Below are 19644 nucleotides of genomic sequence, written 5' to 3'. Positions count from 1 at the left end.
CGACGACTCGACTTGCCCGCGATGACGGAGTGTAAGTTGATGGTTTATCTAACTGACACACCGCTATCGCGGGCAAGTCGAGTCGTCGCACCGCCGCTCCCACATTTGGTTTTGTGTAATGTCAGCCAGGTTGTGATCAGCAAGGCGCTCGCCGCTGCGGTCATGATCACCAAGGGCAGTGAAGTGCCATCCGACAACAACCCCGTCACCCAGCTGCTCACCGCCGTCAGGATCATCTGGATAAAAAAGAACAACCCCGACGCCGTCCCCGCAATCGCGCCATAGGGCTGCAGCACCGACAGCTGGCAGGCCGGAATCACCATCCCCACCGACACCATGATCACCACCATCGGCAGCACAATCGCCAGCCATTCTCCCGGCAGCGCGAGGGTCGCCATCGCCAGCAAAAAGCTGCCCAGCACATTCAGGCCGATACCAGCGTTGATCAAGCGGTCGGGTTCGAAGCGCAATACCAAACGGCGAAACAGGTTCGCCCCGAGCATGTAGCCGCTGATCGTCGCGGCGAATACCAGCGCGTATTCCGTAGCCGTCAGTTGGTAGCCGCGCTGCAACAGCGAAGACGACTCGCTGATAAACGGAAAATACGTGCTGTACACACAGCCGATGGCCAAGGCGTACCGCAGGAAATAGCGGTCGCGCAGCAGTTGGCCATACACGCGCAGCAGGTTGCTCGGCGGCGCAGCGGCAACTTCGGTCGGGCGGGTTTCCGGCAGGCGGCGGTAAACCACCAGGCACAGCACGGCGCCGATCACGGCCAGCAGCACAAACAAGCCACGCCAGTTGATCAAGGGCAGCATCAGGCTGCCAAGCACTGGCGCGGCCATCGGCGAGATGGCCATGGCCATGGAGATCAGGCCGAGCAGGCGCGCTTGTTCGTGGCGGTCGAAGTAATCGCGCACGATCACCCGACCGATCACCGTGGTACAGCAACCGCCTAGGGCCTGGAACAGCCGGGCGATCACCAGCACGCCGAGGTTGTCGGCCTGGGCGCAGGTCACCGTCGCCACCACGTACAGCAGCAGCCCGGCCAGCAAGACCGGGCGCCGACCGAAACGGTCGGTCAACGGGCCGCTGACCAGCAGGGAAATCGCCGAGCCCAGGGTGTACAGCGTGAGGGTCAGTTGCAGTTGGCTGTCGCTGCTGTGGAAGTAGTCGGCCATGGCAGGCAAGGCTGGCAGGTGCAGGTCGAGGGTGAGACGGGGCAGGGCGATCAGCACGGTCAGCAGGACCAGCCAGAACCCGGTGGAGAGGGCGCGTTGAGTCATGGGAAGCTTCTTTGCTAACGAGTAGAGCCTGAACTCTAACGACTTTGTGGTTTAATTCTTTGAGCCGCTTATGGCTTAAAACACTGGACCACTTATGCGCCGAGGAAAAACCGCCGCCATCTTGGACTTGCCGCGCCCGGATACGCTGGACGCCAGCAAGCAGCAGGGCGCCTATGACGCGTTGCGCGCCGCCATCCTCAATCGCCAGTTGCCGGTGGGCAGCCGCTTGCCCTCGACCCGCAACCTGGCCGAACGCTGGCTGGTGTCGCGTGGCACCCTGGAGGCGGCGTTCGAGCGCTTGCACAGCGAGGGGTATGTCGAGCGCGTGGCGGGCTCCGGCACGCGGGTGAGTGCAGTGATCCCCGAGGAGTTTATCGCGGCCCCGGCGCCGAGCAGCAAACCGCGCCGCCTGGCCGTGCCTGATCAGCCCGACGCCGGCGTGCAAAGCCACGTGCCTTTTGTGGCCCGGCGCCCGGATGCCAGTCTGTTCGACTTGAAAACCTGGGCACGCTGTATTTCCCGTGGCTTGCTGTTGGCGGGGCCGGGTGCGCTGGAGGCCGCGCACCCGGCCGGGTTACCGGCGTTGCGCGAGAAAATCGCCGACTACCTGCGCAGTTACCGCGGCATGCACTGCGAGGCGGATGAGGTGATTGTCACCACGGGCATTCGTCACGCCCTCGACCTGATCGCGCGCACGCTGCTCAAACCCGGCGACACGGCATGCGTCGAAGACCCAGGCTATAAGCCTGCGCGGCGCCTGTTCAGCCTGGCTGGCGCGCAGGTTCAATCGATCCCGGTCACGGCCGAAGGCCTCGACACCGACCAACTCCCAGCCACGGCGCGGTTGGCTTACGTGTCGCCTGCCCACCAGGCGCCCTTGGGCATGACCTTGTCGGTCTCGCGCCGCCTGGCATTGCTGGACTGGGCCGCACGCGCTGACGCCTGGGTGGTCGAAGACGATTACGACAGCGAATACAACTACAACAGCGCGCCGCTGGCCGCGCTCAAATCCCTCGATTCCGGCGACCGGGTAATCTATTGCGGCAGCTTCAACAAGAACCTGTTTCCCGGCTTGCGTGTGGGTTTCATGGTGGTGCCCAGGGCGCTGCGGCCTGCGTTATTGCACACTTCACAATGGACCGGGCATTCGGTGGGCGCCACGGATCAATTGGGCCTGGTCGAATTCCTGGGCAGTGGGGCGTTTGTGCGTCATTTGCGCGCTTCACGTCAGGCTTATCAGGCGCGCCGCGATGCATTGCTCGCCTGCCTGCCGGACGGCTGCACGGTCAGCGGCCAGCAGGCCGGGTTGCATTTTGTGCTGTGGTTGCCGGCAGGCGTCTGCGAGGCGGATTTTTGTAGCCGCGCTGCCGCCGTCGGCCTGACTTTTCAGCCGTTGGGCAAGTTCTGTGACGAGGCCAGCCTGCCGCCTGCGGTGATCATCGGCTACACCGCGCTGACCCTGGCGCAGATTCGTTTTCACGGCCGGGCTCTCAACAAATTGTTAATGGCGGTTTAATTGGCGCTTGGCAGTACTCGGTGTATCAGGCATACCGAGTTGATGCTATCGCAGGCAAGCCAGCTCCCACAGGAGACCTGCGTTGCCGGCACGTCAGTCGTCAAACCCGACCTGCTCATGAATCTCATCCACCTTCAATTCCAACCGATACGCCACGGCAATAAACAACGCCTGGCACAGGCACAACGTGGCGCTCAAGGAGCGGAAGGCAAACGACGAACCCTCATTCACCAACAACACCGCGTTCGCCCGTTTGGCCAGGGGCGACAGGTTGCTGTCGGTGATGATCAAGGTCTTGGCCTGATGATGCTGGGCGATGCGCAAGCAATGCTGGGTCTCTTTGCCGTAGGGCGTAAAGCTGATCGCAATCACCAGGTCGTTGGCCCGCACGCTGCGCATCTGTTCGCGATAACTGCCGCCCAGGCCCGAGATCAGGTGGATGCGCTTGTTGGTGTGCTGCAGGTTGTAGACCAGGTAATCGGCCACGGCAAACGAGCGGCGCACGCCGACCACGTAGATATTGTCGGCGTTGACCACCAGGTCCACCGCCTTCTCAAACGCCACATCATCCAGTTCCAGCCCCAGGCGCTCGATGCCGGAGAGGGTGGCATTCACGCACTCACGCGCCAGGTCGCCGCCGCTGGCCTTCTGCGACTTGTTGGCGATCATGCTGCGGATGCGCTGCTGGTAGTTCTGCACCGGCGTGGTTTTGTGGGTGTAGGCCTCGCGAAACAGCGCCTGCATCTCGCTGAACCCACTGAAACCGAAGCGCTGGGAAAACCGCACGATGGCCGAAGGGTGCACTTCGCATTCGCGGGCGATGTCGCTGATGCGGTCGACCATGATGCGGTCGCTCTGCTGGCTCATGTAGCTGGCAATGCGTTTGAGCTGGCGCGGCAGGCTTTCGTATTCGTCCGTGATCAGCTGCAACAGGCGTTCGGCATTGATCGGAGGGCTGGCGATCGTATCTTCCAGGGTGGTCTCGGGATCGGTGCGGGACATGGGCAATCCTTCTGGCGTGTTCGTCTGATGCGCTGATGGGTGACGCAAGTCTACAGGGTAGGCGCAAAAAAATACCTCGGCATCACGGCGCCCGTGGGCTGCTGAAACGATGCACGGCGGCTGGCATGCCATTATGCTGGCTTATTGGAAAAAATATTCCACAAAAAATAATTATGGAATAAATATTGATTGCCGCCGCCGGACGTTCTAGTCTGCTTGCACCAAGAGCGTGTGCCGTCACCACGGCGGCACCACGCAGGCTGATAAAAATAACAGGAGCCAGCATGGGCCAGACTCGTTTTGCCAGTGGGCGTCAATTGGATCTGATTTGCCTCGGGCGCCTGGGCGTCGACCTCTATGCACAGCAAGTCGGTGCGCGGCTTGAGGACGTGTCCAGCTTTGCCAAGTACCTCGGCGGTTCCTCCGCCAACATCGCCTTCGGCACGGCGCGGCTGGGCCTCAAGTCGGCGATGTTGAGCCGCGTGGGCGATGACCATATGGGCCGTTTCCTGCTCGAATCCCTGGCCCGTGAAGGCTGTGATGTGAGCGGTATCAAGGTCGACCCGGAGCGCCTCACGGCCCTGGTATTGCTGGGGCTTAAAGATCGCGAAACCTTCCCGCTGGTGTTCTACCGCGAAAACTGCGCCGACATGGCACTGCGCGCCGAAGACATCAGCGAAGCCTTTATCGCCTCCAGCAAAGCCTTGCTGATCACCGGCACACATTTCTCCACCGATGGCGTGTACAAGGCCAGCATCCAGGCGCTGGATTACGCCGCCAAGCACAACGTCAAGCGTGTGCTGGATATCGACTATCGCCCGGTGCTGTGGGGCCTGGCGGGCAAGGCGGATGGCGAAACGCGGTTTGTCGCCGACCAGAACGTCAGCCAGCATGTGCAGAGCATCCTGCCGCGTTTCGACCTGATCGTCGGCACGGAAGAAGAGTTCTTGATCGCCGGTGGCAGTGAAGACCTGCTGACCGCGCTGCGCACCGTGCGTGAACTAACCCCGGCGACCCTGGTGGTCAAGCTCGGCCCGCAAGGTTGCACGGTGATTCACGGCGCCGTCCCGGCGCGCCTGGAAGACGGCGCGATTTACCCCGGCGTGCGGGTTGAAGTGCTCAATGTACTGGGTGCCGGTGACGCCTTCATGTCCGGCTTCCTCAGCGGCTGGCTCAATGACGCCAGCGATGAGCGTTGCAGCCAGTTGGCCAACGCCTGCGGCGGCCTGGTCGTGTCCCGCCACGCTTGCGCGCCGGCCATGCCCACGCCCGCCGAACTGGATTACCTGTTCAACAGCCCGGTGCCCATCACCCGGCCGGACCAGGACGTAACCCTGCAACGCCTGCACCGCGTCACGGTGCCGCGCAAAACCTGGAAGCAGTTGTTTGTGTTTGCCTTCGACCACCGCTGGCAACTGGTGGACCTGGCGCAAAAAGGCGGCCAGGACCTGAGCCGTATCAGTGACATCAAGCAGCTGTTTATCCAGGCCATCGAACGTGTGGAAACCAAGCTGGCGCAGCAGGGCATCGACGCCGATGTGGGCCTGCTGGCCGACCAGCGCTTCGGCCAGGATGCGCTGAATGCCGCCAGCGGCCGTGGCTGGTGGATCGCCCGCCCGGTGGAGGTGCAGAACTCGCGGCCATTGGCGTTTGAACACGGCCGCTCGGTGGGCAGCAACCTGATTGCCTGGCCCCAGGAGCAAATCATCAAGTGCCTGGTGCAGTTCCACCCGGACGACGAGCCGATGCTGCGCCTGGAGCAGGAGGCGCAACTCAAGGCGGTGTACGAGGCGTCCCTGGTCAGCGGCCATGAACTGCTGCTGGAAGTCGTGCCGCCCAAGGATCACCCGTCGACCTATCCCGATGTGCTCTATCGCAGCCTCAAGCGCCTGTACAACCTGGGCATATATCCTGCGTGGTGGAAGATCGAGGCGCAGTCGGCTGAAGACTGGAAAAAGCTCGACGAACTGATCCACGAGCGTGACCCGTACTGCCGTGGTGTGGTGCTGCTGGGCCTGAATGCTTCGGCGCAGTTTCTGGCCGATGGCTTTCAGCAAGCCAGCCAAAGCACCACCTGCCGTGGGTTCGCGGTGGGCCGTACGATCTTCCAGGAGCCAAGCCGTGCGTGGATGGCGGGGGAGATTGATGATGAAGGGTTGATTGAGCAAGTGCAGGGCACGTTCGAACAGCTCATCAATGCCTGGCGCAGTTCCAGAAATTAAACACAGTCAAATGTGGGAGCCGCTTGTGTGGGAGCCGGGCTTGCCCGCGATGGTATCGCCTCGGTCTAGCAATGAAACCGAGGTGATGCTATCGCAGGCAAGCCAGCTCCCACACAAGCCAGCTCCCACATAAAGCAGATCTCAGTGCTATCTGAAAACAATAAAAGGTGCAGCCATGCCCGCAATCCGAATTGGCATCAACCCGATCTCCTGGAGCAACGACGACCTGCCGGCCCTCGGCGGTGAAACGCCGCTGAGCACCGCGCTCAGCGAAGGCAAGGAGATCGGCTACGAAGGTTTTGAACTCAACGGCAAGTTCCCCAAGGACGCCAAAGGCGTTGGTGATGTGCTGCGTCCTTATGACCTGGCGCTGGTCTCCGGCTGGTACTCCAGCCGCCTGGCGCGCCGTTCGGTGGCCGAAGAAATCCAAGCCATTGCCGGCCATGTCGAGCTGCTTAAACTCAATGGCGCTGACGTGCTGGTATACGGCGAAGTCGCTGACTCGATCCAGGGCTCGAAGGTGCGCCTGATCGAACGCCCGCGTTTTCACAGCGAGCACGCCTGGCAGGAATACGCCGACAAGCTCACGGAGCTGGCGCGTTTCACCCTGTCCCAAGGCGTGCGCCTGGCGTATCACCACCATATGGGCGCCTACGTCGAATCCCCTGAAGACATTGACCAGCTGATGAAACGAACAGGCCCGGAAGTCGGCCTGCTGTTCGATTCGGGCCATTGCTACATGGGTGGCGGCGAACCCCTCGAGGTCCTGCGCAAACACATCGACCGCGTCTGCCACGTGCATTTCAAGGACGTGCGCAAGCCGGTGGTGCAACTGGCGCGCAACCAGATGTGGAGCTTCCCTGACTGCATCGTCAACGGCACGTTCACCGTGCCCGGCGATGGCGACATCGATTTTGCCGAGTTGCTCGATGTGCTGCTGGCTGCCCACTACAAGGGCTGGCTGGTGGTCGAAGCCGAGCAGGATCCGGCCGTGGCGCCTAGCTATATCTATGCCAAAAAAGGCTACGACACCTTGCGTGCGCTGCTCAACGAGAGGACTAAGTGATGAGCTTGTTGGTCAAAAGCAGCAAACGCGGGCAAACCATGGTGGCCCTGGAAGCAGGACGCCTGGAGTACGTGGGCTTTTCCGCCTATCGACTGAGCCTGGGCGAAGCCCTGCCGGTCAGCGCCGGGGATCAAGAGCTGTGCCTGGTGCTGCTCAGCGGGCGCGTCAATATAGAAGGCGAAGGCTTCAATTGGCAGAACCTTGGCGACCGCCAGTCGGTGTTCGAAGACAAATCCCCCTTCGCCGCGTACCTGCCGCCCGGCACCGATGCGCAGATTACCGCCTTGAGCGACGTGCAGATTGCCGTCTGTGCCGCGCCCGGCGCGCCTGGCTTTGAACCGCGCCTGATTCGCCCCGAGCAGTGCAAGCGCAGCGTGCGCGGCAAAGGCGCCAACACCCGCTACGTGTGCGACATCCTGCCTGACAGCGAGCCGGCCCATTCGCTGCTGGTGGTGGAAGTACGCACGCCGTCCGGGCACTCGTCGAGCTACCCGCCGCACAAGCACGACACCGACGACCTGCCGCACCAGAGCTTTCTGGAAGAAACCTATTACCACCAGATCAACCCGCCGCAAGGCTTTGTGTTCCAGCGCGTGTACACCGACGATCGCAGCATCGACCAGGCCATGGCCGTGGAGAACAGCGACCTGGTGGTGGTGCCCAAGGGGTATCACCCGGTCAGCGTGCCGTATGGCTACGAATCGTATTACCTCAACGTGATGGCCGGGCCAAAACGCGCCTGGCATTTCCATAACGACCCGCAGCACAGCTGGCTGCTGGACCTTTAAACGGTTTTGGACGGAGAACAACAATGAAGTCGCCGCTACGTTTTGCCCTTAACCGCATGGTCGCCCCCAACCTGTCCCTGCCGGACTTTATCCAGCTGGCCGCGGCCCTCAAGTGCGATGCCATCGAGATTCGCAACGACCTTAAAGGCCATGAAATCGAATACGGCACCCCGGCCAGCCGCGTGCGAGAGTTGTGCGCAGTGCAGGGCATCACGGTGCTGTCGATCAATGCGCTGTACCCGTTTGATGTGTGGAATGACGAGCGTCGCACCCAGGCCATCAAGCTCGCCACCTACGCCCGTGAATGCGGCGCACAGGGCCTGGTGATGTGCCCGCTCAATGAACGTGGCGACACCCGCAACGAGGCCCAGCGTGCCGCCGGTTTGCGCACGGCGCTGAGCGAGCTGGCGCCGATCCTGCGCGAGTACGGCATCCTCGGGTTTATCGAGCCGCTGGGTTTCGAGGAATGTGCCCTGCGTCGCAAGCGCGTGGCGGTGGACGCAATCCAATCCATCGGCGGCCTGGATGTGTTCCGCCTGGTGCATGACACCTTCCACCACCACCTGGCGAGCGAGCAGGAGTTCTTCCCGCAACTGACCGGCCTGGTGCATATCTCCGGGGTAGAAGACGCCGAAGCGCCGCTCAATTCGATTCGTGACGGCCACCGCGTGCTGGTGGGCGAGGGCGATATCCTCGGCAACGCCGCGCAGATCGACACCTTGCTCAGCAGCGGGTACGGCGGTTACCTGTCGTTTGAGCCGTTTGCCGAAAGCGTGCATGGGTTGGCGGATATCCAGCAGGCCATTGGGGCCAGCATCGCCCACCTGCAAAACCCCCGAACCTGACGCCGATTAACCTGTGGGAGCTGGCTTGTCGAATCGTCGCACCGCTGCGATGGCGGTCTATCAGTGAAAGGTACATTGCCTGACACATTGCTATCGCAGGCAAGCCAGCTCCCACATTGAAGCAGTGTTAATCAACCCAATTGCATTCACACAAGGTGCAAGTGATGACCACAACAAGACTGACCATGGCCCAGGCCCTGGTGAAGTTCCTGGATAACCAATACATCGAAGTCGACGGCGTGCAGAGCAAGTTTGTCGCCGGTGTGTTCACGATTTTCGGCCACGGTAATGTGCTGGGCCTGGGCCAGGCGCTGGAGCAGGACAGCGGCGACCTGGTGGTGCATCAGGGCCGTAACGAGCAAGGCATGGCCCACGCCGCCATCGGTTTCGCCAAGCAGCACCTGCGCCGCAAGATCTATGCGTGCACCGCCTCGGTAGGCCCCGGCGCGGCGAATATGCTCACCGCGGCGGCGACCGCCACGGCCAACCGGATCCCGCTGCTGCTGTTGCCCGGTGATGTGTACGCCAGCCGCCAGCCGGACCCGGTGTTGCAACAGATCGAGCAATTCCACGACCTGAGCATCAGCACCAACGATGCCTTCCGCTCGGTGAGCAAATACTGGGACCGTATCAACCGCCCTGAGCAACTGATGACGGCGGCGATCCATGCCATGCGCGTGCTCACAGACCCTGCGGAAACCGGCGCCGTAACCCTGGCGCTGCCGCAGGATGTGCAGGCCGAAGCCTGGGACTACCCGGATTATTTCCTGCAAAAACGCGTGCACCGTATCGAACGTCGGCCGGCGACGGCGGCGATGATCAGCGATGCGCTGGCGGCCTTCCGGGGCAAGCGCAAGCCGCTGATCATCTGTGGCGGCGGGGTGAAGTACTCCGGCGCGAATGCGGCCCTGCAAGCGTTCGCCGAGCGTTTTGAGATTCCCTTCGCCGAAACCCAGGCGGGCAAGAGTACGGTGGTGTCCAGCCACCCATTGAACGTCGGTGGCATCGGCGAAACCGGCTGCCTGGCGGCGAACCTGTTGGCGCCCGAGGCGGACCTGATCATCGGCATCGGCACGCGTTATACCGATTTCACCACCTCGTCCAAGTCGCTGTTCAAGCATGCCGAGGTGAAGTTTCTTAACCTCAATATCAGCCCGTGCGACGCGTTGAAGCTTGACGGCGTGCAAGTGCTGGCCGATGCGCAAGTGGCCCTTGAGGCGTTGGCTGACGCCTTGGGCGACTACCGCGCCGGTTGGGGCGAGCAGGTCCGCGATGCCAAGGCGCAGTTGGACGCGGAAGTGGATCGCGTGCACCAGGTGCAATACCACGGCGACGATTTTGTGCCGGAGGTGGATGACCACCTGGACCGCGCCGTATTGCGCGAATTTATCGAGCTGACCGGGTCGTGCCTGACCCAGAGCCGTGTACTCGGCGTGTTGAACGACACCCTGGCGGACGATGCGATCATCGTCGCCGCCGCCGGCAGCCTGCCCGGCGACTTGCAACGCGCCTGGCGCAGCAAGGGCGTCAACACCTACCACGTCGAATACGGCTATTCATGCATGGGCTACGAGATCAACGCCGCCCTCGGTGTGAAGCTGGCCGAGCCGAGCAAGGAGGTGTATGCGCTGGTCGGCGACGGCTCTTACATGATGCTGCACTCGGAGCTGGCCACCTCGATCCAGGAGCGGCGCAAGATCAACGTGATACTGCTCGACAACATGGCGTTCGGTTGCATCAACAACCTGCAAATCGGCAACGGCATGGACAGCTTCGGCACCGAGTTCCGCTTTCGTAACCCCGAAAGCGGCAAGCTCGACGGCGGCCTGGTGCCGGTGGATTTCGCCATGAGCGCGGCGGCCTATGGCTGCAAGACCTACAAGGTCAGCAGCGTGGAACAGCTTCAGGCGGCGCTGGCCGATGCGCGCACGCAAACGGTGTCCACGCTGATTGATATCAAGGTACTGCCCAAAACCATGGTCCACGGCTACCTGTCGTGGTGGCGGGTGGGCGTGGCGCAAGTGTCCACCAGTGAACGCACGAATGCCGCCGCGAAAAAACTCAACGAACAGCTGGCCAAGGCCCGGCAGTACTAATAACAAGAGGAGTTGTGTATGTCGTTAAAGCTTGGAGTGATTGGCACCGGCGCTATCGGCCGTGACCATATCCGTCGTTGCAGCCAGACCTTGCTCAATAGCCAGGTGGTGGCGGTAACCGACATTAACCTTGAGCAAGCCGCCAAGGTCGTCGCTGATTTGAAGCTTGCCGCCGAGGTCTACGCCGATGGCCATGCGCTGATCAACTCGCCGCAGGTTGAAGCCATTCTCGTCACGTCCTGGGGGCCGAGCCACGAAGAGTTCGTGCTGGCCGCCATCGCCGCCGGCAAGCCGGTGTTCTGCGAAAAACCGTTGGCGGTGACGGCGCAAGGCTGCCGCAAGATCGTCGACGCCGAACTGGCCTACGGCAAGCGCCTGGTGCAAGTGGGCTTTATGCGCCCGTATGACGAAGGTTATCGCGCCCTCAAGGCCGTGATCGACAGCGGTCAGATCGGCGAGCCACTGATGCTGCATTGCGCGCACCGCAACCCGACAGTGGGCGAGAACTACAAGACGGATATGGCGATCACTGACACCTTGATCCACGAGCTGGATGTGCTGCGTTGGTTGCTCAACGATGACTATGTGTCGGTGCAGGTGGTGTTCCCGCGCAAGTCGAGCAAAGCCCTGGCCCACCTGCGCGACCCGCAGATCGTGCTGTTGGAAACCGCCAAGGGCACGCGCATCGACGTGGAAGTGTTCGTGAACTGCCAGTACGGCTACGACATCCAGTGTGAAGTGGTGGGGGAGACCGGCATCGCCAAACTGCCGGAGCCTTCGCAGGTGCAAATGCGCAGTGGCGCGAAGCTGTCGAATGCCATTTTGATGGACTGGAAGGACCGCTTTATCGGGGCTTACGACGTGGAATTGCAGGCGTTTATCGACAGTGTGCGTGCGGGCCAAGTCGGCGGGCCTTCGGCCTGGGACGGTTTTGCAGCGGCGGTGGCGGCGGATGCATGCATCGAGGCGCAGAACAGTGAGCAGATCGTGAAGGTGAGCTTGCCGGAGCGTCCGCACTTTTACGGCTAATCACAATCTGCCAGGTGGAATGCAGTCAGTGTGGGAGCTGGCTTGCCTGCTCCCACACTTGATTGGGTTTGCAATTCAACAAGGAAACAACTTATGCGAATCGGACTAGTCGGCTACGGCCACGGAGGGCGTTTCTTTCATGCACCGCTGATTGCAACCTTGCCCGGTGCGACCTTTGTTGGCGTGGTGACCCGTTCAGCGGAGCGCCGCCAACAGTTGAACGCCGACCTTCCGGGCGTAAAGGCCTTTGACAGCATCGGCCAGATCGTCGAGGCCGGTGTCGACGCGCTGGTGATCTCCACCACCCTCAAAGGCCGCCCGGCGCTGGTGCTGGAAGCCATCGAGCACGGCGTGGCGGTGGTCAGCGACAAACCCTTCGCCAGCAACGCCGAACAGGCCCAGGCGCTGATCACCGCCGCCGAGCGCCAGGGCTCGCTGCTCAGCGTCTACCAGAACCGGCGCTGGGATTCGGATTACCTGACCCTGCGCAAGCTGATCGACGCCGGTGCCTTGGGTGAGATCACACGCTTTGAATCCCGCGTCGAACGCTACAGCCCGCAAGCGGTGGGCAATGCCAGTGGCGGCGGCTGGCTGCGTGACCTGGGCAGCCATCTAGTGGACCAGGCGTTGCAATTGTTCGGCCCGGTGGACCGGGTGTTTGCGCAATTGCAGTTCACGCCGCAACACCCCACCCTTGATCACGGTTTTTTCGTCTCCCTGACCCACACCAATGGCGTGATTTCGCACCTGTGGGGCAGCGCCCTGCAAAACAGCCAGGCACCGCGTTTTCGGGTCAGTGGCACCCTGGGTTGTTACACCGTCGATGGGCTGGACGGCCAGGAAGACGCGCTGATGGCCGGCAAGTCGCCAAAAACCGAAGGCGAGCACTGGGGTGCCGAGGAGCATCGACGCTGGGGTTGGTTCGAGCAAGGCGAGGATCGCGAGCGGGTGCCGTCCGAGAAGGGCTGCTGGACGCAGTTCTATCGCCAGTTGCAACTGGCCGTGCAAGGGCAGGGGCCATTGCCGGTAAGCGCCTATGACGCGCTGGAAACCACCCGTATATTGGACGCCGCACGCCTCAGCGCCGAGCGCCAGCAGGTGGTTTCGACAAAAATAGAATAAAATTCTAAAACATGTTGATATGGAAATTATTTTCTAATACAGTCTTTTCCAGGTTGCATAAAGTACGTTCGAACTCGATTCGCGCGGCTCAACAAAAACAAGATCAAAAACAACCAGGTACCGTCAGATGAAAATCTTCAACGCTGTACTGCGAGTTTTACGCCCTGCCTCAGCGCCACGCGGTCTGCCCCGCGCCCGGCCGTTTTACTTCTCCTTCCTTAATGTGCTGTGTGTCGAAAACCACGGCGCGCTGGTCTGCTGCATCCCGGGGGCACCGGTGGTTCGATTGCCCGCCGAGCGCTGATAAACGCAACGTCCAAAAAACCAACAAGAAAGTGGAGACAGACCGTTCATGAAGACCCCGATCCGTTTTACCGCGCTGGCCCTGTCCATGTTGCTGGCCAGTGGTGTTGCCTCGGCCGCCGACCTGAAGATTGGCGTGACCATGTCCGCCTTTGATGACACCTTCCTGACCTACCTGCGTGAAGACATGGACAAGCAAGCCAAGTCCTATCCCAAGGGCGATGGTGTGCAATTGCAGTTTGAAGACGCCCGCGCCGACGTGGTGAAACAACTGAGCCAGGTCGAGAACTTCATCAGCCAGAAGGTCGACGCGATTATCGTCAACCCGGTGGACACCGCCTCGACCGCCAACATCATCAAGGCCGCCACCGCTGCGAAAATTCCGCTGGTGTTCGTCAACCGCCGCCCGGATAGCCCAACCCTGGCCCCAGGCGTGGCAGCGGTGGTGTCCGATGACGTCGAGGCCGGCAAACTGCAAATGCAATACATCGCCGACAAACTCGGCGGCAAGGGCAACATTGTGATTCTGTTGGGCGACCTGGCGAACAACTCCACCACTAACCGTACCAAGGGCGTGAAGGAAGTCCTGACCAAGTACCCCGGCATCAAGATCGAACAGGAACAGACCGGTATCTGGTTGCGTGACAAGGGCATGACCCTGGTTAACGACTGGCTGACCCAGGGCCGCGATTTTGACGCGGTACTGGCCAACAATGACGAGATGGCCATTGGTGCATCCATGGCGCTGAAGTCGGCAGGCAAAAAAGGCGTGTTGATCGCCGGTGTCGACGGCACGCCGGACGGCCTTAATGCGATCACCAAGGGCGACATGACCGTGTCGGCCTTCCAGGATGCCAAGGGCCAGGCCGACAAGTCGGTGGAGACTGCGCGCAAGATGGCTAAAAACGAGCCCATCGAGCAGAACGTAATCATCCCGTTCAAGCTGATCACGCCGGATAACGTCAAAGACTTCAAGTAGCCCTTCATAACAACAATAAGCAAGCAGGGCGGCCACGGTCGCTCTGCTGATGGAGTACCCGATATGCTTGCTCAAGCCACTGTCTCGCAGCCTCCCGGTCTCCAGCCCGCGCTGCTGGAAGAACCCTACCTGCTGGAAATCGTCAACATCAGCAAAGGCTTTCCCGGCGTTGTGGCCCTGGCCGATGTGCAACTGCGCGTGCGCCCAGGCTCGGTACTGGCGCTGATGGGCGAGAACGGTGCGGGCAAGTCGACGTTGATGAAAATCATCGCCGGCATCTACCAGCCCGACGCCGGGGAAATTCGTCTGCGCGGCAAGCCGATTGTGTTTGAAACACCGCTGGCGGCGCAGAAGGCCGGGATCGCGATGATCCACCAGGAACTCAACCTGATGCCGCACATGAGCATCGCCGAGAACATTTGGATCGGCCGCGAGCAGCTCAATAGCCTGCACATGGTCAACCACCGCGAAATGCACCGCTGCACCGCCGAGTTACTGGCCCGTTTGCGTATCAACCTGGACCCGGAAGAACACGTCGGCAACCTGAGCATCGCCGAGCGGCAGATGGTCGAGATTGCCAAGGCGGTGTCCTACGACTCCGACATCCTGATCATGGATGAACCGACTTCAGCCATTACCGAAAAGGAAGTGGCCCACCTGTTTTCGATCATTGCCGACCTCAAGTCCCAGGGTAAAGGCATCGTCTACATCACGCACAAAATGAACGAAGTGTTTGCCATCGCCGATGAAGTGGCGGTGTTTCGTGACGGCCAGTACATCGGCCTGCAGCGCGCTGACAGCATGAACAGCGACAGCCTGATCTCGATGATGGTCGGCCGCGAGCTGAGCCAGTTGTTCCCGGTGCGCGAGACACCCATCGGCGACTTGCTGCTGTCGGTGCGCGACTTGAGCCTGGACGGCGTGTTCAAGGACGTGTCGTTCGACCTGCATGCTGGTGAAATTCTCGGCATCGCCGGGCTGATGGGCTCGGGGCGCACCAACGTGGCAGAGACCATTTTCGGCATCACTCCAAGTTCCAGCGGCCAGATCACCCTTGACGGCAAAGCGGTGCGCATCACCGACCCGCACATGGCTATCGAGAAAGGCTTTGCGCTGTTGACCGAGGACCGCAAGCTCAGTGGCCTGTTCCCGTGCCTGTCGGTGCTGGAGAACATGGAGATGGCGGTGCTGCCGCATTACTCGGGTAACGGCTTTATCCAGCAAAAAGCCCTGCGCGTGCTGTGCGAAGACATGTGCAAGAAGCTGCGGGTGAAAACCCCGTCACTGGAGCAGTGCATCGACACTCTGTCCGGCGGCAACCAGCAAAAAGCCCTGTTGGCGCGCTGGTTGATGACCAACCCGCGCTTGCTGATCCTCGATGAGCCGACCCGTGGCATTGACGTTGGCGCCAAGGCCGAGATCTATCGCTTGATTTCCTTCCTCGCCAGCGAAGGCATGGCGGTGATCATGATTTCCTCCGAACTGCCGGAAGTGCTGGGCATGAGCGACCGGGTGATGGTGATGCATGAAGGCGAACTGATGGGCACCCTGGATCGCGCCGACGCGACCCAGGAAAAAGTCATGCAGCTGGCTTCCGGTATGACCGTAGTCCACTGACGAACCGCACAGAATAAGAAGGTAATTGGCTATGAACGCAATAACAGACAACAAGCCTGCCACGGCACCGGTCAAGCACCGTCGGCGTTTACCCACCGAGCTGAGTATCTTCCTGGTGTTGATCGGCATCGGCCTGGTGTTTGAGCTATTCGGCTGGATCGTGCGCGACCAGAGCTTCCTGATGAACTCCCAGCGCCTGGTGCTGATGATTCTGCAAGTGTCGATCATCGGCCTGCTGGCGATTGGCGTGACGCAGGTGATCATCACCACCGGTATCGATCTGTCTTCAGGCTCGGTGTTGGCGTTATCGGCGATGATTGCCGCCAGTTTGGCGCAAACCTCGGATTTTTCCCGGGCAGTGTTTCCCAGCCTGACCGACTTGCCGGTGTGGATTCCGGTGGCGATGGGCCTGGGTGTGGGGCTGCTGGCGGGGGCAATTAACGGCAGTATCATCGCGGTGACCGGCATTCCGCCGTTTATTGCGACCCTGGGCATGATGGTCTCGGCCCGTGGCCTGGCACGCTACTACACCGAAGGCCAGCCGGTGAGCATGCTCTCGGATTCGTACACCGCCATCGGCCATGGTGCGATGCCGGTGATTATCTTCCTGGTGGTGGCGGTGATCTTCCATATCGCCCTGCGCTACACCAAGTACGGCAAGTACACCTACGCCATCGGCGGCAACATGCAGGCGGCGCGCACCTCGGGCATCAACGTCAAGCGTCACCTGATCATCGTCTACAGCATCGCCGGTCTGCTGGCGGGCCTGGCCGGTGTGGTGGCCTCGGCGCGTGCCGCCACCGGCCAGGCCGGCATGGGCATGTCTTATGAGCTGGATGCGATTGCGGCGGCGGTGATCGGCGGCACCAGCCTGGCGGGCGGAGTAGGGCGCATCACCGGCACCGTGATCGGCGCGCTGATTCTCGGCGTGATGGCCAGCGGGTTTACCTTTGTGGGGGTGGATGCGTATATCCAGGACATCATCAAGGGGCTGATCATTGTGATTGCGGTGGTGATCGACCAGTATCGCAACAAGCGCAAGCTCAAGCGCTGATACCGATTAACGGGCAACACCTATCCAATGTGGGAGCTGGCTTGTTGTGGCGAGCAAGCTTGCTTGCGCTGGGGTGCGAAGCGCCCCTAAAAAGCCTGCTCCAGTTGCGCTGTCGAACGGGAGCAAGCTCCCTCGCCACAGCAAGCCAGCTCCCATAGCTAGTCTTTATCAGACCGTTCTAACCGTTTGTCTTCTATATAGCTCCACAGCACTGAATTTCTTGCTATAAACGCACTCCGATGACCGTTCGCCAAGCCCGTCCTGGTGCCTTTGGGGGTTAATTGGGAAAAAATGCCTGTCTTTTCAGTTGCTGAGCCTTCCAGTCGGCCTTAGACTGCCGCCCCTCTTAAATTGAGTGCCGGGTGGCGCTTGAAATGGACGGCGCCCTTCCGAGGCCTGCGAAGGTCTGCCGGAACGCTCCCTTATTCGCCTTAATGCACGTATTTTTTATAGAGAAATCAATGACAAAGGAAAAGTTGCTGGCCATGCCGGCGGATGACTACATGAATGCCGAACAGCACGCTTTTTTCGAGAAGTTGCTGCAAGACATGAAAGTGGAACACCACGAGCGCATTGAGCAGAACCGCATCGCCATCGAAAGCCTGGACACCCCGGCGGACCCGGCTGACGCTGCCTCTGTGGAAGAAGAGCGCACCTGGCTGGTAAACGCCATCGACCGCGACCAGCGCATGCTGCCGCAGCTTGAGCGTGCCCTGGAACGCATCAAGGAAGATTCTTTTGGCTGGTGCGATGACAGCGGCGAGCCTATCGGCCTCAAGCGCCTGCTGATCAGCCCGACCACCAAATACTGTATCGAAGCGCAAGAGCGTCACGAGCAGATCGACAAGCACCAGCGCCAGGCCTGATGCGCTGAAGTCGGGCATCGCAGCTGTGATGCCCGAAGAAACACCGGTTACGTCCCTGTCTATTGATCTGCTGCAAGCACCCCACGAAAGGCCCATGGATAATGGCCCAATAGTGGCGTTTAATGCAGCAACAATAACGACAAACAGAGGGGTAACGACGATGGCTGGAGACGGATCTCTGATGGGCGCAGCGGCGCCACCGCAAACGGTGGTGCGCGTGCTGCCCGGCTGGCTGACGCCGCTTATGCAGAGCACCGCGCTGGTGCTGGTCCTGCTGGGCCTGTCGTTTGCCGGCTTGCCGCTGTACCTGTGCCTGCCACTGGCCTTGCTGGTGATCTGGCTGCCTGCGCTCAAAGCCCGAGTGCCGCGTGTAGCGCCTGCCCAGGCGATTGATACGCTGGGTGAGCTGACTCGCGATCTTTCCTACACCACCAGTCATAACGCACTTTCCGCTGCCGGCGTGGCCTATTCGGTCAAGCAACTGGCCGCGCGCGTGCAATCGCAATTAGGCGCCGCCAAGCAAATTGTCAGCAGCGCCGAAGTGATGATCGGCACCGAGCAAGTCACCTCTCAACTCAGCCGGCAGGCCTTGGGCGCGGCCAGCCAGGCGCACCAGCGCAGTACTGAAGGGCGCGAAGTGTTGGCTCAATCGATCACTCGCATGCACCAACTGCGCCTGCGCGCCAATGCCAGCCGAGAGTTGATCGAGGCGCTGAGCCAGCGCAGTGAAGAGATTCAGCGCGTGACCCTGGTGATCCAGTCCATTGCCAGCCAGACCAACCTGCTCGCGCTGAACGCCGCCATTGAAGCGGCGCGCGCCGGCGAGCACGGGCGCGGCTTTGCCGTAGTGGCCGATGAAGTGCGTGGCCTGGCCGGGCGTACGGCCACGGCGACGGATGAGGTCGGCGTGATGGTCGCCGATATTCAACAACGCACCGCCCAGGTGGTGGAACAGATTCGCCAACTGTCCGCCGACTTGCACATCGGCGTCGAGCAGGTGGAGCAGGCGGGTGAGCAACTGGAAAATATCGCCAGCCTGGCAGCCGACGTAGAAGGGCAGGTCAACGAGATCGCCCAAGGCACCGACACCAACCGCGCGCAACTCGACAGCCTGTTCCACGCGGTAGAGCAGATGCGCAGCGATTTAACGGTGAGCGACCAGCAGACGCGGCAACTGGCCGAGGTCGCTGTGCAGATGGAAGGACAGGCTGAAACCATCAGTGAGCGCCTGGCTGAAGTCGGGCTGGATGACTATCACCAGCGCATCTACAACCTGGCTCGCGAAGGGGCGAGCCGTATTGGTGAGCAGTTCGAGGCTGACATCGTGCAAAACCGCATCAGCCTGGAAGACTTGTTCGACCGCAGCTACACGCCGATCCCCAACACCCGGCCGAGCAAATACCACACGCGCTTTGATGGCTACACCGACCAAGTGCTGCCGACGATCCAGGAGGCATTGCTGCCGCGCCATGAGGGGCTGGTGTTCGCGATTGCCTGCACACCGCAGGGCTATGTGCCCACACACAACAAGGCGTTCTCCCACGCCCTGACCGGCGATGCACAGGTTGACGCCGTGCAGAACCGTACCAAACGCAAGTTCGACGACCGTACCGGCATTCGTTGTGGCAGCCATCAACAAGCAGTGCTGTTGCAGACCTATACCCGCGATACTGGCGAACTGATGCACGATTTGTCGGTGCCGATCATGGTTAAGGGGCGGCATTGGGGTGGCTTGCGCCTGGGCTATAAACCGGAAGGGGCCAAGGCTGGGCGTTAGGATTGTTACTGTTTATGCAATGGAGCTATTCCGGAGATAGCTTTTTCCACGTGGAATAAAACCGTAGCATGGCCAA

General features: G+C 61.1%; 17 protein-coding genes. 14 read left to right on the top strand and 3 right to left on the bottom strand.

Annotation, left to right across the window (positions count from 1 at the left end):
* Window positions 1-44 precede the first annotated feature (44 nt).
* Window positions 45-1286 (bottom strand): multidrug effflux MFS transporter, encoded by a 1242-nt coding sequence (locus AB4P96_RS19165; protein ID WP_395599939.1) that lies wholly within the window; start codon window positions 1284-1286, stop codon window positions 45-47.
* A 94-nt stretch (window positions 1287-1380) separates the two neighbouring features.
* Between AB4P96_RS19165 and AB4P96_RS19160 the strand changes: the two genes are divergently transcribed.
* Window positions 1381-2802, top strand: a complete 1422-nt coding sequence (locus AB4P96_RS19160) for a PLP-dependent aminotransferase family protein (RefSeq protein WP_395599938.1) — start codon at window positions 1381-1383, stop codon at window positions 2800-2802.
* 93 nt (window positions 2803-2895) lie between these two features.
* Here AB4P96_RS19160 and AB4P96_RS19155 read toward each other — a convergent pair whose 3' ends face one another.
* Window positions 2896-3804 (bottom strand): MurR/RpiR family transcriptional regulator, encoded by a 909-nt coding sequence (locus AB4P96_RS19155; protein WP_017136418.1) that lies wholly within the window; start codon window positions 3802-3804, stop codon window positions 2896-2898.
* An 82-nt stretch (window positions 3805-3886) separates the two neighbouring features.
* Window positions 3887-4090 (bottom strand): hypothetical protein, encoded by a 204-nt coding sequence (locus AB4P96_RS19150; protein ID WP_147473097.1) that lies wholly within the window; start codon window positions 4088-4090, stop codon window positions 3887-3889.
* Here AB4P96_RS19150 and iolC point away from each other — a divergent pair.
* The 13 genes from iolC (at window position 4089) to AB4P96_RS19085 (ending at window position 19568) form a co-directional block, all read left to right on the top strand.
* Window positions 4089-6026, top strand: a complete 1938-nt coding sequence (iolC, locus tag AB4P96_RS19145; RefSeq protein WP_017136419.1) for a 5-dehydro-2-deoxygluconokinase — start codon at window positions 4089-4091, stop codon at window positions 6024-6026. The two genes, AB4P96_RS19150 and iolC, sit on opposite strands and share 2 nt — an antisense overlap.
* A 175-nt stretch (window positions 6027-6201) precedes the next feature.
* Complete coding sequence (iolE, locus tag AB4P96_RS19140) at window positions 6202-7092, top strand: myo-inosose-2 dehydratase (protein ID WP_176991923.1); 891 nt, start codon at window positions 6202-6204, stop codon at window positions 7090-7092.
* Complete coding sequence (gene iolB / locus AB4P96_RS19135) at window positions 7092-7880, top strand: 5-deoxy-glucuronate isomerase (RefSeq protein WP_236448025.1); 789 nt, start codon at window positions 7092-7094, stop codon at window positions 7878-7880. Before iolE ends, iolB begins: the two co-directional genes overlap by 1 nt.
* Window positions 7881-7903: 23 nt before the next feature.
* On the top strand, window positions 7904-8725 hold the full coding sequence (locus AB4P96_RS19130) for a TIM barrel protein (RefSeq protein WP_138450970.1): 822 nt from the start codon (window positions 7904-7906) through the stop codon (window positions 8723-8725).
* A 164-nt stretch (window positions 8726-8889) separates the two neighbouring features.
* On the top strand, window positions 8890-10821 hold the full coding sequence (iolD, locus tag AB4P96_RS19125; RefSeq protein ID WP_395599937.1) for a 3D-(3,5/4)-trihydroxycyclohexane-1,2-dione acylhydrolase (decyclizing): 1932 nt from the start codon (window positions 8890-8892) through the stop codon (window positions 10819-10821).
* Window positions 10822-10839: 18 nt separating this feature from the next.
* Window positions 10840-11850, top strand: a complete 1011-nt coding sequence (locus AB4P96_RS19120; protein ID WP_056859439.1) for a Gfo/Idh/MocA family protein — start codon at window positions 10840-10842, stop codon at window positions 11848-11850.
* Window positions 11851-11943: 93 nt separating this feature from the next.
* Window positions 11944-12972 (top strand): Gfo/Idh/MocA family oxidoreductase, encoded by a 1029-nt coding sequence (locus AB4P96_RS19115; protein ID WP_017136424.1) that lies wholly within the window; start codon window positions 11944-11946, stop codon window positions 12970-12972.
* Between the two features lie 127 nt (window positions 12973-13099).
* Entirely contained in the window at window positions 13100-13276 is a 177-nt protein-coding gene (locus AB4P96_RS19110) for a hypothetical protein (RefSeq protein ID WP_163005443.1), read from the top strand.
* Between the two features lie 48 nt (window positions 13277-13324).
* Window positions 13325-14254, top strand: coding sequence for a sugar ABC transporter substrate-binding protein (locus tag AB4P96_RS19105; RefSeq protein ID WP_177034371.1), 930 nt, complete (start codon window positions 13325-13327; stop codon window positions 14252-14254).
* 63 nt (window positions 14255-14317) lie between these two features.
* The gene (locus AB4P96_RS19100; RefSeq protein WP_017136426.1) at window positions 14318-15871 is read left to right on the top strand and encodes a sugar ABC transporter ATP-binding protein; all 1554 of its coding nucleotides are present in this window, start codon (window positions 14318-14320) and stop codon (window positions 15869-15871) included.
* Window positions 15872-15902: 31 nt separating this feature from the next.
* Complete coding sequence (locus AB4P96_RS19095; protein WP_026013640.1) at window positions 15903-16925, top strand: ABC transporter permease; 1023 nt, start codon at window positions 15903-15905, stop codon at window positions 16923-16925.
* A gap of 461 nt (window positions 16926-17386) precedes the next feature.
* A complete protein-coding gene (locus AB4P96_RS19090; protein WP_003191666.1) occupies window positions 17387-17791 on the top strand; it encodes a TraR/DksA C4-type zinc finger protein in 405 nt (134 codons plus the stop codon).
* A 28-nt stretch (window positions 17792-17819) separates the two neighbouring features.
* Window positions 17820-19568 carry a methyl-accepting chemotaxis protein gene (locus AB4P96_RS19085; RefSeq protein ID WP_395599936.1) on the top strand — a complete coding sequence of 583 codons (1749 nt, stop codon included), beginning with the start codon at window positions 17820-17822 and terminating at the stop codon, window positions 19566-19568.
* Window positions 19569-19644 lie beyond the last annotated feature (76 nt).

Source organism: Pseudomonas sp. B19125, from assembly GCF_044218855.1.
Taxonomy (GTDB): Bacteria; Pseudomonadota; Gammaproteobacteria; order Pseudomonadales; family Pseudomonadaceae; genus Aquipseudomonas; species Aquipseudomonas edaphica.
This window is presented reverse-complemented; position numbering and strand designations above follow the sequence as displayed.

Coding starts and splice junctions, on each gene's coding strand:
- AB4P96_RS19150 (WP_147473097.1), bottom strand. CDS start 4,090: ATGCTGGCTCCTGTTATTTTTATCAGCCTGCGTGGTGCCGCCGTGGTG.
- iolB (WP_236448025.1), top strand. CDS start 7,092: ATGAGCTTGTTGGTCAAAAGCAGCAAACGCGGGCAAACCATGGTGGCC.
- iolC (WP_017136419.1), top strand. CDS start 4,089: ATGGGCCAGACTCGTTTTGCCAGTGGGCGTCAATTGGATCTGATTTGC.
- AB4P96_RS19115 (WP_017136424.1), top strand. CDS start 11,944: ATGCGAATCGGACTAGTCGGCTACGGCCACGGAGGGCGTTTCTTTCAT.
- iolE (WP_176991923.1), top strand. CDS start 6,202: ATGCCCGCAATCCGAATTGGCATCAACCCGATCTCCTGGAGCAACGAC.
- AB4P96_RS19155 (WP_017136418.1), bottom strand. CDS start 3,804: ATGTCCCGCACCGATCCCGAGACCACCCTGGAAGATACGATCGCCAGC.
- AB4P96_RS19090 (WP_003191666.1), top strand. CDS start 17,387: ATGACAAAGGAAAAGTTGCTGGCCATGCCGGCGGATGACTACATGAAT.
- AB4P96_RS19085 (WP_395599936.1), top strand. CDS start 17,820: ATGCCCGAAGAAACACCGGTTACGTCCCTGTCTATTGATCTGCTGCAA.
- AB4P96_RS19100 (WP_017136426.1), top strand. CDS start 14,318: ATGCTTGCTCAAGCCACTGTCTCGCAGCCTCCCGGTCTCCAGCCCGCG.
- AB4P96_RS19110 (WP_163005443.1), top strand. CDS start 13,100: ATGAAAATCTTCAACGCTGTACTGCGAGTTTTACGCCCTGCCTCAGCG.
- AB4P96_RS19130 (WP_138450970.1), top strand. CDS start 7,904: ATGAAGTCGCCGCTACGTTTTGCCCTTAACCGCATGGTCGCCCCCAAC.
- AB4P96_RS19120 (WP_056859439.1), top strand. CDS start 10,840: ATGTCGTTAAAGCTTGGAGTGATTGGCACCGGCGCTATCGGCCGTGAC.
- AB4P96_RS19165 (WP_395599939.1), bottom strand. CDS start 1,286: ATGACTCAACGCGCCCTCTCCACCGGGTTCTGGCTGGTCCTGCTGACC.
- iolD (WP_395599937.1), top strand. CDS start 8,890: ATGACCACAACAAGACTGACCATGGCCCAGGCCCTGGTGAAGTTCCTG.
- AB4P96_RS19105 (WP_177034371.1), top strand. CDS start 13,325: ATGAAGACCCCGATCCGTTTTACCGCGCTGGCCCTGTCCATGTTGCTG.
- AB4P96_RS19095 (WP_026013640.1), top strand. CDS start 15,903: ATGAACGCAATAACAGACAACAAGCCTGCCACGGCACCGGTCAAGCAC.
- AB4P96_RS19160 (WP_395599938.1), top strand. CDS start 1,381: ATGCGCCGAGGAAAAACCGCCGCCATCTTGGACTTGCCGCGCCCGGAT.